The organism is Atopococcus tabaci DSM 17538 (genome assembly GCF_000429585.1).
GTDB classification, from domain to species: Bacteria; Bacillota; Bacilli; order Lactobacillales; family Carnobacteriaceae_A; genus Atopococcus; species Atopococcus tabaci.
The window spans coordinates 41,053-56,670 of record NZ_KE386923.1; the positions used below are offsets into that span (position 1 = coordinate 41,053).

16 protein-coding genes and 3 pseudogenes are annotated in these 15,618 nt (G+C 47.7%); 7 read left to right on the top strand and 12 right to left on the bottom strand.

Annotation, left to right across the window (positions count from 1 at the left end; translation table 11 throughout):
* Window positions 1-17 precede the first annotated feature (17 nt).
* The 8 genes and pseudogenes from G470_RS0111935 to G470_RS0111970 all read right to left on the bottom strand — a co-directional run bounded on the left by G470_RS0111935 (window position 18) and on the right by G470_RS0111970 (window position 6,777).
* Window positions 18-1,148, bottom strand: coding sequence for a PTS transporter subunit EIIC (locus G470_RS0111935; RefSeq protein WP_028274979.1), 1,131 nt, complete (start codon window positions 1,146-1,148; stop codon window positions 18-20).
* Between the two features lie 411 nt (window positions 1,149-1,559).
* Window positions 1,560-1,877 (bottom strand): hypothetical protein, encoded by a 318-nt coding sequence (locus G470_RS0111940; RefSeq protein ID WP_028274980.1) that lies wholly within the window; start codon window positions 1,875-1,877, stop codon window positions 1,560-1,562.
* Window positions 1,878-1,952: 75 nt separating this feature from the next.
* On the bottom strand, window positions 1,953-2,198 hold the full coding sequence (locus G470_RS15090; RefSeq protein WP_169720339.1) for an SOS response-associated peptidase family protein: 246 nt from the start codon (window positions 2,196-2,198) through the stop codon (window positions 1,953-1,955).
* Window positions 2,158-2,535, bottom strand: coding sequence for an SOS response-associated peptidase family protein (locus G470_RS15095; protein WP_028274982.1), 378 nt, complete (start codon window positions 2,533-2,535; stop codon window positions 2,158-2,160). The genes G470_RS15090 and G470_RS15095 overlap by 41 nt, the downstream gene beginning before the upstream one ends.
* Before the next feature lie 96 nt (window positions 2,536-2,631).
* Window positions 2,632-3,456, bottom strand: coding sequence for a hypothetical protein (locus G470_RS0111955; RefSeq protein ID WP_028274983.1), 825 nt, complete (start codon window positions 3,454-3,456; stop codon window positions 2,632-2,634).
* Window positions 3,437-4,378, bottom strand: a pseudogene (locus tag G470_RS13960) (ABC transporter ATP-binding protein). Before G470_RS13960 ends, G470_RS0111955 begins: the two are co-directional and overlap by 20 nt.
* Window positions 4,375-5,562, bottom strand: coding sequence for a hypothetical protein (locus G470_RS0111965; protein WP_028274984.1), 1,188 nt, complete (start codon window positions 5,560-5,562; stop codon window positions 4,375-4,377). Before G470_RS0111965 ends, G470_RS13960 begins: the two are co-directional and overlap by 4 nt.
* 12 nt (window positions 5,563-5,574) lie before the next feature.
* Window positions 5,575-6,777 (bottom strand): hypothetical protein, encoded by a 1,203-nt coding sequence (locus G470_RS0111970; protein WP_028274985.1) that lies wholly within the window; start codon window positions 6,775-6,777, stop codon window positions 5,575-5,577.
* Window positions 6,778-7,161: 384 nt separating this feature from the next.
* On the opposite strand from G470_RS0111970, the pseudogene G470_RS14495 reads away from it, so the two are divergent.
* From G470_RS14495 to G470_RS0111985, 3 genes and pseudogenes are all read left to right on the top strand, one after another.
* A pseudogene (locus tag G470_RS14495) lies at window positions 7,162-7,251 on the top strand (glycine/betaine ABC transporter); the annotation flags it as partial.
* A 177-nt stretch (window positions 7,252-7,428) separates the two neighbouring features.
* Window positions 7,429-8,412 (top strand): ABC transporter ATP-binding protein, encoded by a 984-nt coding sequence (locus G470_RS0111980; RefSeq protein WP_028274986.1) that lies wholly within the window; start codon window positions 7,429-7,431, stop codon window positions 8,410-8,412.
* Complete coding sequence (locus G470_RS0111985) at window positions 8,409-9,923, top strand: ABC transporter permease/substrate-binding protein (protein WP_028274987.1); 1,515 nt, start codon at window positions 8,409-8,411, stop codon at window positions 9,921-9,923. Before G470_RS0111980 ends, G470_RS0111985 begins: the two co-directional genes overlap by 4 nt.
* Before the next feature lie 81 nt (window positions 9,924-10,004).
* On the opposite strand, the gene G470_RS0111990 is transcribed toward G470_RS0111985, so the two are convergent.
* The 3 genes and pseudogenes from G470_RS0111990 to G470_RS13665 form a co-directional block, all read right to left on the bottom strand.
* Window positions 10,005-10,289: an ATP-binding cassette domain-containing protein gene (locus G470_RS0111990; RefSeq protein WP_028274988.1), complete on the bottom strand. Its 285-nt coding sequence runs from the start codon at window positions 10,287-10,289 to the stop codon at window positions 10,005-10,007.
* A gap of 12 nt (window positions 10,290-10,301) precedes the next feature.
* Window positions 10,302-10,961, bottom strand: a pseudogene (locus G470_RS13660) (amino acid ABC transporter permease).
* A 23-nt stretch (window positions 10,962-10,984) separates the two neighbouring features.
* Window positions 10,985-11,830, bottom strand: a complete 846-nt coding sequence (locus G470_RS13665) for a substrate-binding periplasmic protein (protein ID WP_169720340.1) — start codon at window positions 11,828-11,830, stop codon at window positions 10,985-10,987.
* Between the two features lie 524 nt (window positions 11,831-12,354).
* On the opposite strand from G470_RS13665, the gene G470_RS0112005 reads away from it, so the two are divergent.
* From G470_RS0112005 to G470_RS14500, 4 genes are all read left to right on the top strand, one after another.
* Window positions 12,355-13,335, top strand: a complete 981-nt coding sequence (locus tag G470_RS0112005) for an ABC transporter substrate-binding protein (protein WP_028274989.1) — start codon at window positions 12,355-12,357, stop codon at window positions 13,333-13,335.
* 14 nt (window positions 13,336-13,349) lie between these two features.
* Window positions 13,350-14,279 carry an ABC transporter permease gene (locus G470_RS0112010; protein ID WP_028274990.1) on the top strand — a complete coding sequence of 310 codons (930 nt, stop codon included), beginning with the start codon at window positions 13,350-13,352 and terminating at the stop codon, window positions 14,277-14,279.
* Window positions 14,264-15,067, top strand: a complete 804-nt coding sequence (locus G470_RS0112015) for an ABC transporter ATP-binding protein (protein WP_028274991.1) — start codon at window positions 14,264-14,266, stop codon at window positions 15,065-15,067. Before G470_RS0112010 ends, G470_RS0112015 begins: the two co-directional genes overlap by 16 nt.
* A 101-nt stretch (window positions 15,068-15,168) precedes the next feature.
* Window positions 15,169-15,309 carry a hypothetical protein gene (locus tag G470_RS14500; RefSeq protein ID WP_156908111.1) on the top strand — a complete coding sequence of 47 codons (141 nt, stop codon included), beginning with the start codon at window positions 15,169-15,171 and terminating at the stop codon, window positions 15,307-15,309.
* Between the two features lie 34 nt (window positions 15,310-15,343).
* Here the strand turns inward: G470_RS14500 and tnpA are convergent.
* The coding region (gene tnpA / locus G470_RS14340) for an IS200/IS605 family transposase (RefSeq protein ID WP_028274468.1) at window positions 15,344-15,618 on the bottom strand (275 nt) is incomplete at its 5' end.

Genomic DNA, 15,618 nt, shown 5'->3' on the forward strand with positions numbered 1-15,618 from the left:
GTTTTCGTTTTAGACAATCAGCTTCCAGCAGTTGCTTGATCGACGACTTTTTGGCTTGGTTCTTCAAATCCTAATACCCAAGTCAGCGCAAATCCAGCTGCAAATGAAATCACAACCATGAGCAACGTGTGCATCAAGTTATTGCCGCTGTCCAAGAAGACAGGAATTTCCGCGATGCTCGGGTTCGCGAAGGCAAATGCGCGGACAGTCATGATTCCCGCGTACAATCCGCCGATTCCCCCTGCCGCCAACACAGCGTACAATGGACGTTTCAAAATCAATTCGATTCCGTACAATGCCGGCTGGGATACACCCATCATCGCCATCACAGTCGCTGAAACTGAGAAAGATCTGTAGGCTTGGTTTTTGGTCTTCAAAGCCACCGCCAAGGCTACTCCTGCGTGGGCCATGTTTCCGGCCAACAAACCAGGGCCGAGGATGGTCTCATATCCCAATGCAGCGATCGACAAGGTTGCTGCCGGGAAGAGAGAATAGTGAACGCCGGCCATGATGATGAACGGGCTCAACGTTCCTACGATGGTTGGAACCAACCACGGAACCGTTCCGTTGAAGTAGTTCAACACTGTTGCAATGGCATCGGCCACGACTGTTCCAATCGGTCCGAGGACACTTAAGCCCAACAAGGTTCCCAATACCAGGATAAACAATGGATTCAACACCGGAGCCAATAAGTCCGGCATGATTTTCTTTAAACCACGCTCAATATAGCTTTGTGCCCAGACAATCAAAATGATGGGAATAACACTGTTTGCGTATTGAACGGATCGAATCGGCAATTCAAAGAAACTGAATACATTAAACTGTGCCATCGCTGCCAGCAAAATTGGCATAAAGTAAAAGACCGCATCTGAAATTGTGCTCAATACGCCTTCTTCGGCAGTACCTTCCGATACGATTCCCAAAGTCAACAACAAGATGATAATCCCTTGAAGAATCCCGGCGCCTGCGAGCGGAGTTAAGATAGGTGCGAAAATCCCTTGAATCACTGCAAGAAGTTTTTTCCCGGCTCCATCTGACTCTTCTTCCGGTTCATCGTCAGAGACAGATAAGTCAGACTCCAATTCTTCCGCCATCTCTCTGTCCATACGCAATACCAATTGATGGTCTTGGGTGACAATTTCAGTCACTCCTTTATTCCTTCTAGACAACAAAATAAGGATGAATCAAAAGCGACTTTCCTATCTGTTAGTATAGAAGAAAAGCGGTACATTCCAAGCAATAAGCCTTGATATGCAATTTTTACCTTTACTAAAATAAAACGAATTGTAGTACCTGTCAACTATCGTTTTATAACGAAAAAAACGCCTCCAATTTCAACTAGTTTTTTGCATACAGCTCCAACCCTCATATTGTTACATATTGAGCATTTGTTCTGTCAGAAATGTTGAAACACCCTTTTTATATAAAACCCTTTCCAAGTGAACAATTGAACTTTTAGAGAGTGAAAGAAAAAACGCTAAGAAAGCGTAACCTTTCTCAGCGTATGATTTCTTAACATTGTGAATGAATTTAGAACTTTTTGACATGTTTAGATTGTTTTAATAAAATGTGTACCGTTTCTTCCGGTTGTTTCGAAAGCGATAAATCAGCGGATTGGCAATGGACAATACGACAATTGCAAGGTAGAAGTATAATGTAACCGGATCGCCTGTCCATCCCATTTCCTCGAGGATTTGGTTTTCAACAACCAACAGGGCTGTCGCCGTCAACAAGCCGGTGACCGACACACTTCCTATCGCAAACAGACTGACCCCGCTTGATTGGCTGCGCTCAATCAACGCAAGAATGGTAAAGACTACTAAAATTGCTGCAATGACCATGAAGACCGGCCGCATCTGTGTAAACATTTCGGACATACAACGTCCCCTTTTCTCTTTTTCTATCATGGTACCGTGAAACACCGTGCGGAACAAGTACAAGAAAATAAGTTTTTAATGAATGACCAGCTCTCGTTCAGTCGGTTTCAACGATTGCTGCACTTCTCTTGGGTCTTGTGACAAATCCAAGTAACGGGCTTCTTCGTCCGGCTCCAAAATTACCGGCATCCGGTCATGAATATCCGCCATCTGTTCATTTGCGTCCGTGGTCAAGATGGCATACGTCAAGTAGCTTCCGCCTTCATCATCTTCATACCGCTCACAGATTCCCGCCATAGAAAAAATGGGTAAATCTTTCACTGCAATTGTCTTTTTTTTCCTTTTTCTTCTGCCCATCCACCTTTTTCCATTCATAGAAAAAAGTAGCCGGTACGATGCACCGTTTCTTGGCAAACGGTTCTTTGAAAGTGGGTTTTTCCAAGACACTTTCAGCACGCGCATTGATGAGCGGCCGTTTGGCAAAGCTGGGGGTGAAGCCCCATTTGACCCGATGCAGGCGGTAGTTCGGCAGCAGGACGATATTTTCGGTGGTTGGAAAGATCTCTTCCCGCTCTTCGATGGGGCCATCCGATTCTTTTACAGGATAGCGGTCATGCAGTTCTTCTTTTGAGACTGTCAGTCCATATCTTCCGCACATGCTGATCATCCTTTCCGGTTTGTCAGTTGTATCTTACCAAAAAACACAAATGAGAGCATGTATACGGCACCGTTTCTCCTATTAAATGGTCGTCTGTCACTTCACCGTTTCTTTTAATTGCAAAAGCAGTGGTTGGGGCGTTTCCGCCACATACAATGTCTGCCCTTCTTCCAATGTCAGTTCCAACGCAGGGCCGGTCGCAATCGGTTCTCCTGTTGTTTCATCGATTGCCCACCGGCTGAAAAATTCGATGACACGCGGTTCGACCGTGTCTTCAAAAATATATAGGTAACCACCGGCCGGTTGCTGCTCCAATAGGTAAGTTCCCGCCTGCACGTGTTCGCCTACGTTCCAAATACCCGGACTCAGCACAGCGTCCGCTTCAACTCTTTGTACCGCCGAATGTTCAAGGCGGCCGTCTATTTCCACAAAAAATTCTTCTCCTGCAAGGGTCACCCGGTTTCCTTCCCGCAAGTCCACTTCAACCGGCATAGGCGTCATCGGCGACAACAACTCCCGAAGAACCAACCAGCCTTCCGCATCTGTGATTGTCAACGTGGCGTTGCCGCTGTTTCGGGGATCCATATTTTCCGTCACATACCGGAACTGGTACCGTCCGGCCGAAATGTCTTCTCCGATGGTATATATGCCTGGTTCCATTTGATGCGCCGGTTCATCCGTCAGCGGCAATGGCGGTTCCAACAGTTCTTCACTGAACGGCTCCAAAAGATACAGCGCTTTTTCTTCTCCGATGATTTCCTGGTTTTTCTGATAAGCTGCGATGGCTTGCTCATTTCGTTGGATATCCTGTCCGTCGTACCGCTCGGGGGCCAGCCCCGTCCATCCGGCACATCCTGCCGCCAACACACTCATCCCCGTCCAAGCAACGGAACACAGCCGTTTAAGAGACAAAGACGTCATTGCGGTCCCTCCCGGCTTTTGTTTCTGTCCGTCCATAAAAATGCGTGTAATACTCCGCTGTTCCCAATGGTCCAACGACTACGGCTTCTGCTTTTATCGTCCGCAACAGATGGAACAGTTCCAATTGTTGGTCCAAGGTATAGGAGTGAATCGGGATGCAAATTTTTTCCCCGTTCAACCGGACCGTGTCTCCCGGAAGCGGCCACATATCCGCCAGTTTTCTTTGTTGTTCCTCTGAGAGCACCGCTTTGAAGTAATCCGGTGTGGATTCATGCCGGTTGTAGGTGAAATGGATGCGACCGTCTTTCAAGAAAAAGACTTGGTCTGCGTATTCGTCCAAGTTGTCCAACAAATGGGAAGAAACAAAGATGATTTTACCCGCTTCCCGGAGTTCCCGAAGCACACTGGACACCAAGTCCACATTTTCAGGATCCAATCCGTTCATCACTTCATCCATCAACATGATGGACGTATCGGCGGCGATCATCATCGCAAAACACAACCGCTGTCGCATCCCCAATGAATAGGTGGCCACTTTCCGTTCCACATAATCCCTCATCTTCAACCGGTCAATGATGCGGTCCACCCGGCTGCGGTCGTTTTTCCAAATGTCGGCATACATCAAAATGTGTTCGGTTCCCGAAAAATTCTCATGCTAGTCGGCTTGATCTGGAAAAAAGGTGATGTGTTTGTGTAGATTCAAGACATCTTTGGCAGCTTCCGTGTACTCCGTCCCATCCACCAAGATACGGCCGTTTTGAATGGGTATAAAACGCATGATGGCATTGAACAACGTCGTCTTTCCTGTTCCGTTTGGAGCCACCAATCCAACAATCTGCCCATCTTCCAACTCAAACGACACGTTGTCCAGCACAACCCGGCTGCCGTAAGCGACCGTCAATTTTTTCACTTCCAAACTCATGCGCGTTTCCTCCTTTTTAACCCCATCGTCTGAGTAGGGATCAAGTCAAACACTTGGTTGAATACAAGCTCCAATCCGAGCCAGTACAGCAAAAACATTACCGGTGTTTTCCACACGTAAATTCCCGGCAGTCCGAATTGCTCTGCGCTGACACCGGATACGACCGGTACAATATGCAGATACAGCGAAGGCTGCCATGAACCCAACGGCTCCACAATATTCCATATATAGGGTATGAAATACACTCCGATAGACAGTCCGATGGTCAGATACACATTCCGTATCATCCAACTTAATCCGGTCGTCAGCAGCAACAACACATAACTGAGGAGCATCCCCAAACCAATCAGCAAGAGGATATACTGCCAGAGGGGGATGTAGCTCGTATTTTGAGCTGTCTGGATCGCCATCGGGTACTGCAGGCTTCCCGGCGTTTCCCGCACCAAACTGATTCCGTAGCTGACTGCCAGCCCCACCAAGGTAACGCCCCACATCAGTCCCCACATCTGCAGACTCCGCTCTTGCCACTGTCTTTTCCAAGATACCGGAATGCCTTGGGTGCCACTCCAATTATTCGTCTGGTCCTGTGTGAACCGGTCGGACGCCATAAGCGCCACGAATAAAAACAAGACGATACCCACCATCAATTCCACTTCTTGGTAAAGGACTTGGCTGGCGGAATATGGATTCCACTCAATGTCCAATCCTTGTTCTTCCATAAAAGAGTAAAAAGCCAGCTCTTGTCGGAGGGTTTCAGGTTCAGACAATGTGCGGGTGAGCAGGTCGTGAGACTGAAAATCTGTCATCTCCCACAAGCGAAGTTGGTTTTCCGTCAGTTTTCTGCCGTTGTTCAAATAGTTGTCCACCACAGAACCAATGCCCTCCACTGTGTTCCCTTCCTGTTCCGACAGGATATACCGCTGCATCCCGTAGAGCCGTTGCTGTTGAGCCAGCAGATCATAAACTTCTTCGCCCGTTCCATCTTCGAAGTGCTGGGCCGGAATCATATGAAACAACTGTTGGATCACGCCATACTGATTTTCCATCTCATGAACCGGCAACTCCAATGTTTGTTGGCGGTAGAGCAGTGAAAACGAGCTGAAAAACAACAAGAAGGCCAACAACAGCATGCGCGTCTTCCAATCCCGCAACAATTTTTTCCAATGCCACTTTCCTGAATTCATCTTTTCCCCTCCTTATCGAACAAACCGTTGCCGGGTGACGACTTTTGTGGCGGCCCACAGCAGCAGCTCAATCACCACCACGGTCCCTGCCACAACCAGCAATCCCCGGTTCCACGTGATCATCGGCGTATTCAGCAGGAAGTTTTTCTCGCCGCTCACCACTTTTCCAAAGTCAATGTAAGTTTGCGGAAAAAAACTTAAATCAATGCCTAAAATGTCCCGCATGCGCCGGCTGTAATACAATTTTTCAAACACCACCGCAAATACACCCGCCATCAAAACCACCACATCGTTCCGGAACACGAGGCTGAACAACACGGATAAGCGGATCATCAAATAAAGAAACAGCAGCAAAAACGGCAGGCTTTTCCAGAGAAAGGTGCCAAGTTCCATCAATCCAAACACTGAGTCGTTTGTCACGTAATCCGAGCTGTATGTATAAAGCGGCACTTTCAAATCCAAACTCCCGAAACCGAATAACAGGCCGTTCACCAAGAAAAACCAAAGGCCGACTGCCAGAAAAAAGAGGCCGGTGAAGCAAAAAACCGCTGCGGATTGAACGAATAAGTACTTGGACCATGCATACGGCACGCCGGCTTTTTGTGTCCGGGCTTCCCGGTCCCGGGTCACCACATCACTGGCCAAAAATACCGTCCCGATCAACAGCAATACCGGTCCCCAATTCAGCAAAAAGAGATGGATCTGCTGCCAAGAAGTTTTTTCTTGTACCATATGGAACGTAGGATTCGGCACTTCTTCTAAGTAACTCTCCAAACGAATCCGACGGTTGGTTTGGTCATAACCCAAGTCCTTCATCGGTTCGCTGGAATTTTGCATATAATAATCCTTCATTTTATCCGCCACTTCTTCCGGTACATAATCCAACTGGATGTAACGCCGGACATCTCCCGTGTCGATGGCCGCTTTAAAAGCCCGTTGTTGCTGGAATTCTTCTTTGGCCATCTGATAGGTAGATTGGCCGGTGAACAAATTCGCTTCTGTTGTTCCCTGCTCGAACTGACTTTCCATCAATCCACGATTTCCCAGCATATCGATTTCCAACCGATTCATATCTACTGTGTTCAGCGGCTCAAGATTCGGCAGCACCATTCCGGAATAGACGATCACCCCCAAAAAAGCCACCACGATAACCAGCCGGTTCTTGCTGTTGCGCACCAATGTTTTAAATGTTTCGAGAAAGATTGCTTTTGTCATCTCTTGTCCCTGCTTTCCCAATTTCTAAAATGTTTCATGTGAAACTTTCTGATGTGTTCCATTTATCGTAAAACACCCTATAATTATAACATAATGAGAGTTATCTGAATGTAAACAAAGAGACTTTTCATCCATTCAAATATTGAATTGTGAAGTGAGGGGCAACGAATTGGTTACAAACCTTTTCCGATGAACTATACCAACGCTTCGGTTATGATAATAAAGATTCTTACAGAAGAAATATGTACAGGAAGAATTATTCGCGTCGTTGTTCTTGACTGCCTGGGGAACCAGAGAAAAAACCGATGCTGTGGCAAGCACCGAAAACGACAGCGAACAAATGAGATACACTGACGCCGGGTCACACACGAAGCAAATAAAGAGGATATGGTTGATTTAGGTCCGAATGCGGAAGGCGCCAAAAACGGTTTTGTCGTCCCGACATACATGGACATCGACTCCATCGAAGACTTGGAACCAAAAGAATAATTATCTTTCTATATTAAGGCTGTCTCGAAAAAGGCAGCCTTTTTTGCATGGCATATTTCGTCTCCCCTCTTCAAACAGGACGAGAAAGTGGTTTTTTGTTACTATGAATGAGACATTCTTTTTACAAGAGAACGACTGCAAGCCATTCGGAAGGAGAATTCCATGATTCAATTCGAGCAAGTCACAAAAGAATATACCCCTGGAAAGCCCGTGGTTTCTGATGTCACAATGGAGATCCAAGACGGGGAGTTCTTTGTCCTCATCGGCCCAAGCGGCAGCGGGAAAACCACCACGTTGAAGATGATCAACCGCCTGATTCCGCTGACGAAAGGCTGGATCAAAATCGACGGTACCCCGATCAGCGAGTTCCATTTACAAGAACTCCGTTGGAATATCGGGTACGTTCTGCAACAAATCGCCTTGTTTCCCAATATGACGGTGGAAGAAAACATTCTGGTTGTGCCGGAAATGAAAAAGTGGCCGCAAGACCAGATGAAAAAACGTGTGACCCAGCTGCTGGACCGCATCGGCCTGGACCCGCATACATACCGCAACCGAAACATCTCTTCCTTGTCAGGCGGAGAACAACAACGGGTCGGCGTGGCGAGGGCATTGGCGGCCGACCCGGACATCATTTTGATGGACGAACCCTTCAGCGCCCTCGACCCGGTCAGCCGCAATCAATTGCGCCAAGACGTCTCCCGTCTGCAAAAAGAATTGAAAAAAACCATTGTCTTTGTCACCCATGACATGCAGGAAGCCATCCAACTGGGAGACCGCATCGGGTTGATGAACAACGGAAAAATCGAACAAATAGGCACCCCCAAAGCCATTTTGGAAAAGCCGAAAAATGAATTTGTACGCAATTTTTTGCAGACTGGTCTGCCGAATTACAAAGAACAGACACGAATCCATGAATTGGCCGCACAAGGGTATATCCAGGAAGAAACATTTCATTCCGACTCTGTTTCTCCTGTACTCTCATCGGAAGACCCACTCGATGCACTTATTGTCGCCTTAGCCGCCCATCCTCTGGCATATGTGACACATCCAGACAACCGGCCGGCGGGAGTGGTGACCCAGGAATCTTTGCTTGCGTTTCTTGCGGCCAACCTCGACGCAGACGAGGCGGTGACGACGGAATGACCACTCTTATCCAAACATTCCAGGAGCGGAGCGGCGACTTGTGGACGGCAGTGTTGGAACACATCCAATTATCCTTTGTGTCCCTTTTTATCGCCGTGTTGATCGCGGTGCCGCTCGGTATCTATTTAAGCTATCACAAAAAGTTGGCTGAGCCGATCATCCAAATCACCGCGGTCTTCCAAACCGTCCCTTCCCTGGCGGTCTTGGGCCTGTTGATTCCGTTGGTGGGTATCGGAGCGGTCCCGGCCACCATTGCACTCGTCATCTATGCGCTGCTTCCGATTTTACGGAACACCTATACGGGAGTCACAGGCATCGATTCTGCATTGATTGAAGCTGCGGAAGCCATGGGGATGAACCGTTGGCGGAAACTCACCAAGGTCCAACTGCCGCTAGCCCTGCCTGTCATCATGGCGGGCATCCGCACAGCTATGGTGTTGATTATCGGCACGGCAACAGTTGCGGCTTTGATTGGCGCCGGCGGATTGGGGAGTCTCATTCTATTGGGAATTGACCGTGGAAACAATGCGTTGATCCTCTTGGGGGCTGCTCCGGCAGCTTTGCTGGCGATTGGGTTTGATTGGCTGATCGGTCTGTTCCAGCGTATTTCGCTCAAGAAAACGACGGTCGTACTGGGAAGTGCCGCCTTAATCCTCTTCGGATTGGCGGCCATGCCCTTATTCTTGGAGGAGGACGATTTGACGGCTGCCGGAAAACTGGGAACCGAACCGGAGATTTTAATGAATATGTACAAATTATTGATCGAAGATCGCACTGATTTATCGGTGTCCGTGGAACCGAATTTCGGCAAGACCACGTTTGTCTTCAACGCGCTGCAATCAGGCGAAATCGATGTGTATCCCGAGTTCACCGGCACCGTGTTGTCGACATTTTTAGACGGCAGTTTAGAAGACACCGATGAACAAGCCGTTTACCAACAGGCCAAAAACGGCCTGATGAATGAATATGAGTTGGCTTTATTGGAACCGATGGCGTTCAACAACACCTACGCGATTGCGGTTACACAGGAGTTTGCTGAAGAGCACGAGCTGGAGACCATTTCCGATTTGGGTCCGGTGGCGGATGAAGTCCGAGCAGGCTTCACTTTGGAATTTGCTGACCGAAAAGACGGATACGTCGGCATCCAAGAACTGTACGGCATCTCTTTTCCTGATGTCCGCACCATGGAACCCCAGCTGCGGTACACCGCTTTGGAAACCGGCGACATCAATTTAATCGATGCATACAGCACCGACAGCGAACTGGTCCGCTATGATTTGGTGGTGTTGGAAGACGATTTGGGTCTTTTCCCTCCTTATCAAGGCGCCCCGCTTTTACGGCAGGAAACATTGAAAAAGCATCCGGAGATTGAACCGGTCCTGAACGAACTTTCCGGAAAAATCACGGACGACCAAATGCGCAACATGAACTACAGCGTGGACGTCGAAGGCCGGTCACCGGAAGAAGCGGCACGAGAATTTTTACTGAACGAAGGTTTGATAGAAAAATAAACAAAGACACCCTCCACCGTGTAGTCAGTGGAGGGTGTTTCTTATATTGTCTTCCATAGTTTGAATGTTTCTTCTGCGGTTTCATCCGCATAGCGATTTCCGAATTTCTTCAAATTGTGCGGCGACCGGTAGTGGGTTTCCGTAATGAAGTCCAGCTGGGATGTGTCCCGAAACGAAAAGGCGCCCCATTTTTAGGCTGCCGAATTCCGGCGTTTCCAATAGGTTCATACAACGCAGGAGCGTGGATTTTCCCGATCCGGAAGGTCCGACGATGACTGTGGTTTGGTTTTCTTCGAATGTCGGTGAAATATTTTTTAATACAAGCGTGTCTTCGAATGACTTGTTCACATTCTTTAATTCCAACATGTAATCCCGCTCCTAAACATACGTAGAAAATCGAATTTCCTCTTTCTTTTGCACCCATGTCAACACTGTGGTCATCAACAGATACAGCACGGCCACTTCCAAATAAATCAACATCGTTTCATAGTAATAAGACACGTATCGTTGGGCCACGAGGAACATGTCCATGATGGTCACGGTGGACGCCAGAGATGTCTGTTTGACCAACGAAATGAAGTTTCCCATCAATGCGGGAACAGCCACCCGGATCGTTTAAGGGAGAACCACCCGGAAAAAGACTTGCCGTCCACTCATCCCCAATGATTCTGCCGCTTCGATCTGCCCTTTCGGCACAGACAAAATGGCCCCGCGGATAGACTCAGAAGCATACGCCCCAAAGTTTAATCCGAATGCCAATATTCCCGCCGGCCATGGATCCAATACAACTCCCACACTCGGCAAGCCAAAAAAGACAATGAACAATTGGACAATCAACGGAGTGCCGCGGATAATCCACACATAAAACGATGCGATGCTTTTGATTAGTTTATTGGAAGAACGTTTTCCTGCCGCAGCCGCCACCGCCAACACAATGCCGAATAAAAACGACAGGATGGACAGTGGTATTGTGACGAAAAGCCCTGCGCGGATGATCGGCCACAATGAATCAAGTACTATTCCCAGTTCTCTCGTCATTCGCTTACCCGCCTCTCATCTTTTTACCTGAACTCTTCCACCGAAATGTCACGACCCAGGTAATCGAGGTAAATGTCGCCTAATGTGCCGTCAGCCGTATTTTCACGGATGGATTCGTTCAGTGCGTCCGTCAATGCGTCGTCGCCTTTTGGCAGCACTCCTCCGATTTTATGAGGAATGGTCATTTCTTCTTCAATCAAGTGAACCGGTGCATCCGGTTGGTTTTCCAAGTAATGCAACTGGCCCGTTTTGTCGGCCAAATAGAAATCTGCACGTTTTTGAATCACCATCTGAATCGCTTCGTTCGCTGTTTCAATTGGGACAATTTCCGCGCCTACAGATTGGGCGGTTGCCCCTGTGGAAGTGTCAATGCTTTGTGCGGCTTTTTCCCCTTCTAAGTCAGCCATTGAATCAATGTCGCTGTCGTTGTGGACCAAGATGCCGTAAGTGGAACGGAAATAAGGATCGGTGAAGTTGTATCCTTCTGCGCGTTCCTCCGTTTTCCCCATGCTGTGCATGATCAAATCCACTCGTCCGGAATCCAGACTTGGAAGCAAAGAAGAAAAAGACATTTCAACAAATTCAACATCCACGCCCAAATCTTCGATGATGGCCCGCGTCGCATCCGCTTCGTATCCCACCAAATCACCTGTCACATCATCGTGGTAGTTGCTCGGTACAAATCCTCCGGTAATCCCTACTCGGATCACTCCTGCTTCTTGGACCTCTTCTAAACTGGCATCTTCAGTGGTTTCCGCTGGTGCAGCAGATGTCTGTGCACTTCCTCCGGATGCCTCAGTTCCCCCGCCGCATGCCGCCAGCAGGAAGCTGAATGAAACCAATAAACCGGATAGTATATGTTTCTTCAACCCCCCTCTTTTAAAAACAATTTTGTTTATGTCGGAAAAGAAAAAATTTATGGATATAGAACAGCATAAAACGGCTGTTTTTTTATTTTGCACATCGAAAGCAAACGCTGAACAAAACGTATTCATTAAAAACAGATGAAAAAACTTTAATTTTATTGTTGACTTTTCCTCACCGTACTTCTATACTAAGCACATCAACTTTCAACAGGAGTGATTGTCATGTTAAATCAACTGAATAAAACCACACAATTGAATCACTTCTACTTTAGCTATTTTAGGTACTGTTTGTAGACATGAGTTTTCATCATGGATACAAACATCAGCGCAAACTGAGTTTTGTATCTATGATGGCTAAAGCAATTTGAGTTGATCAAATTTGGCCACATGGATTGAATAATCTAAGTGGTCAACCATACCAGCGACATTTGGCGCACCTATTTAGATTATTCTATCTAAATAGGTGCTTTTTTATTGGGAACAAATACACTCGTCGCTCAAGTCAATGAAAAATAGGGGGATTTGGAATGGATAAGAAATGGTGGAAGAAAGCTTCAGCGTTGGTTTTGACAGGTATGGCAGGAATCACTTTGGCAGCGTGCGGCAGCGGTGAAACAGCTGCCTCAGGAGAAGAAACTACAAATGTGGGAATCCTGCAATTCATGGAACACAATTCTTTGACCGCTGCAAAAGACGGTTTTGTCAAAGAATTGAAAGACGCTGGTTACACAGAAGGCGAAAACTTCTCTCTTGAAGTCATGAATGCACAAGGCGATCAAGCAAACTTAAAAAGCATGAGTGAACAACTAGCAAAAGACAATGATCTGATGCTGGCCATTGCCACACCGGCCGCCCAATCGTTGGCAACCGTAGAAATGGACAAACCGATTCTCTTCACCGCTGTCACCGACCCGGAAGACGCCGGATTAGTGGAAAGTGCAGAGAAACCTGGGAAAAACGTCACCGGAACAAGCGATATGGTGCCGATTGAAGAACAAATTCAATTGCTTTTGTCCATCAAACCAGAAGCAAAAACCATTGGAATCATCTACAATTCCAGTGAACCAAACTCAGAAATCCAAGCAAACTTAGCCATTGAAGAACTGGAAAAAGCCGGCGCCACAGCGCAAGTCTCCACCGTCACATCCACAAACGATGTGCAGCAGGTATTGACCAGTTTGGCTCAAGATGTAGATGCGTTATACATTCCAACCGACAACACACTGGCAAGCACCGCCGCCACTGTAGGCGAGATTGCCACAGAATACAAACTTCCTGTAGTAGCCGGTTCAACGGAACAGGTAGAAGCAGGCGGTTTGGCCACATACGGCATCAATTACGAAGCACTCGGACGCCAAACAGCACAGATGGCGTTGGAAGTACTTGAAAACGATGCATCTCCGTCTGAAGTGGCTGTTGAAACGTCCGACCACTTGGAATTGTACGTCAACGAAGACATGGCAGAAGCGATTGGAATCGATCCGGACAGCATCACACTTCCGGAATAAGGAGGAAACGAAAAATGGATTTATTGATGTCGAGTGTCTCTCAAGGGTTGTTGTGGTCTATCATGGCCATCGGAGTGTACCTCACGTACCGAATTTTAGATGTGGCGGATTTAACGGCGGAAGGCAGCTTTCCTTTGGGAGCAGCCATCTGTACCAGCTTAATCGTCAACGGCGTCGCACCTTGGCTGGCGACGATGGCAGCCGTCATCGGCGGGATGGCGGCCGGGTTCATCTCAGGTTACTTGCACACCAAATGGAACGTCCCTGCCCTGCTTTCCGGTATTATCACCATGACGGGCTTGTACTCCATCAATCTGCGCATCATGGGGCAGGCCAACTTGACCCTTCTCGGTGAAGAAACGTTAATCCGAACCGTTCAAAGTTGGGGACTCACGAGCACAAACGCCGTATTGGTGGTCGGTTTGTTGGCGGCTGCGGGGGTCATTTTGCTCCTTCACTTGTTCTTCCACACTGAAATCGGTCTGGCAATCCGTTCCACCGGGGACAACAATGAAATGAGCGAAGCCAACGGCATCCGGATCCATGCAATGAAAATCATCGGCTTTATGATTGGAAACGGCTTGATTTCCATGTCCGGAGCGCTGCTGGCTCAAAACAACGGCTATGCGGACATCAGCATGGGGATCGGAACCATCGTCATTGGCCTGGCGTCCATCATCATCGGAGAAGTGTTCTTCCGACATGTGACCCTGGCAAAACGCCTGGCAACCATCGTCGTCGGTTCGGTGATTTACCGTCTCCTGCTGTTGTTGGTCTTGGAGATGAACGTCAACCCGCAAGATTTGAAATTGTTCTCTGCCATTCTTCTTGCACTTGCATTGGGGCTTCCGGCAATTCAATCCCGTCTGCCGAAAAACAAAAAGCAACGTACACGTAAAAAAGCTAAAGCTAAAGGAGGCGCCCTCTCATGGATGCAGCGTTAGAATTGAAACAAATCCATAAAATTTTCGAAGCTGGAACCGTAAATGAAAACCATGTGTTGAAAGGCATCGACTTCACCGTTCAAAAAGGAGATTTCATCACCGTCATCGGCGGAAACGGCGCCGGAAAATCCACTTTCCTCAACAGTATCGCCGGCAGTTTCCCGGTGGACGAAGGCACCATTTTACTGGATGGACAGGACATCACTCACACTCCTGCCTATGAACGCGCAGCCCATATCAGCCGCGTGTTCCAAGACGCCAAAATGGGAACGGCCACTCGTTTGACCATTGAAGAGAACCTGGCTGTGGCGTGGAACCGCGGAAAAAAACGCCGCTTCGCCTGGGGCATTAAAGAAGCACAGCGAAAAGTGTTCAAAGAAGAGCTCGAGAAACTGGACTTGGGATTGGAAGACCGATTAAAAATGGAAGTCGGCCTCCTTTCCGGTGGACAGCGTCAAGCTTTGACGCTGCTGATGGCCACCCTCGTCGATCCCAAGTTGCTGCTGTTGGATGAACACACCGCTGCGTTGGATCCGAAAACAAGCCAAATGGTGTTGGATTTGACCGACCGCATCGTCCAAGAAAAACAACTGACCACATTGATGATCACCCACAATATGGAACACGCCATCCAATATGGCAACCGGCTGATCATGATGAACAACGGGCAGATTGTCGTAGACGTCTCCGGTGACGAGAAACAACAGCTGACTGTGCCGGATTTATTGGCTCTGTTCAAACAAAACAGCGGAAACGCCGTGATGGAGGACGCTTTGTTGCTGAGTTGACAAGAGCATGTCCAAGCGGCCGGAGTTTTTCCGGCCGCTTTTTTCTGTCTCCATTCAGAGCGTTTTTCTTTGAGAAACAACGCTCGGGTGGTACGCTTTCAGTGAGAAAACGTGATGGATGCCGGCTCTTCTCCTTCAATTGTCCGGTCTTTTTTGCCACTTTCTCTGCCACCCTGTCACAGAAACAGGTGATTGAAATGAACGCAAAAGTGACAGACATTTTTATAGATGTATGGGCGTAAAACCCCTATGCCTTTAGGCTAGGGGATATAAGCCCTAATGACCTTGTTCTTGAATATATTTTTGGATAATCTCTTTGCTTACATTTCCAATACTACAAGAAAAATATCCATCACTCCAAAAGGTTCTTTCTTTCCAAAAATATTGAGAAAGATATTCGTTATGCTTTTGCCATATTCGATAGGTTGTAAGTTGCTTCAATAATCTAACGATTTCAAGAATACTCCATTTCGGAGAATAACGAATCAAAATATGAATATGGTCTTGGTCTATTTCTTGCTCGATAATTTGCCAACCATAACGATTAGATA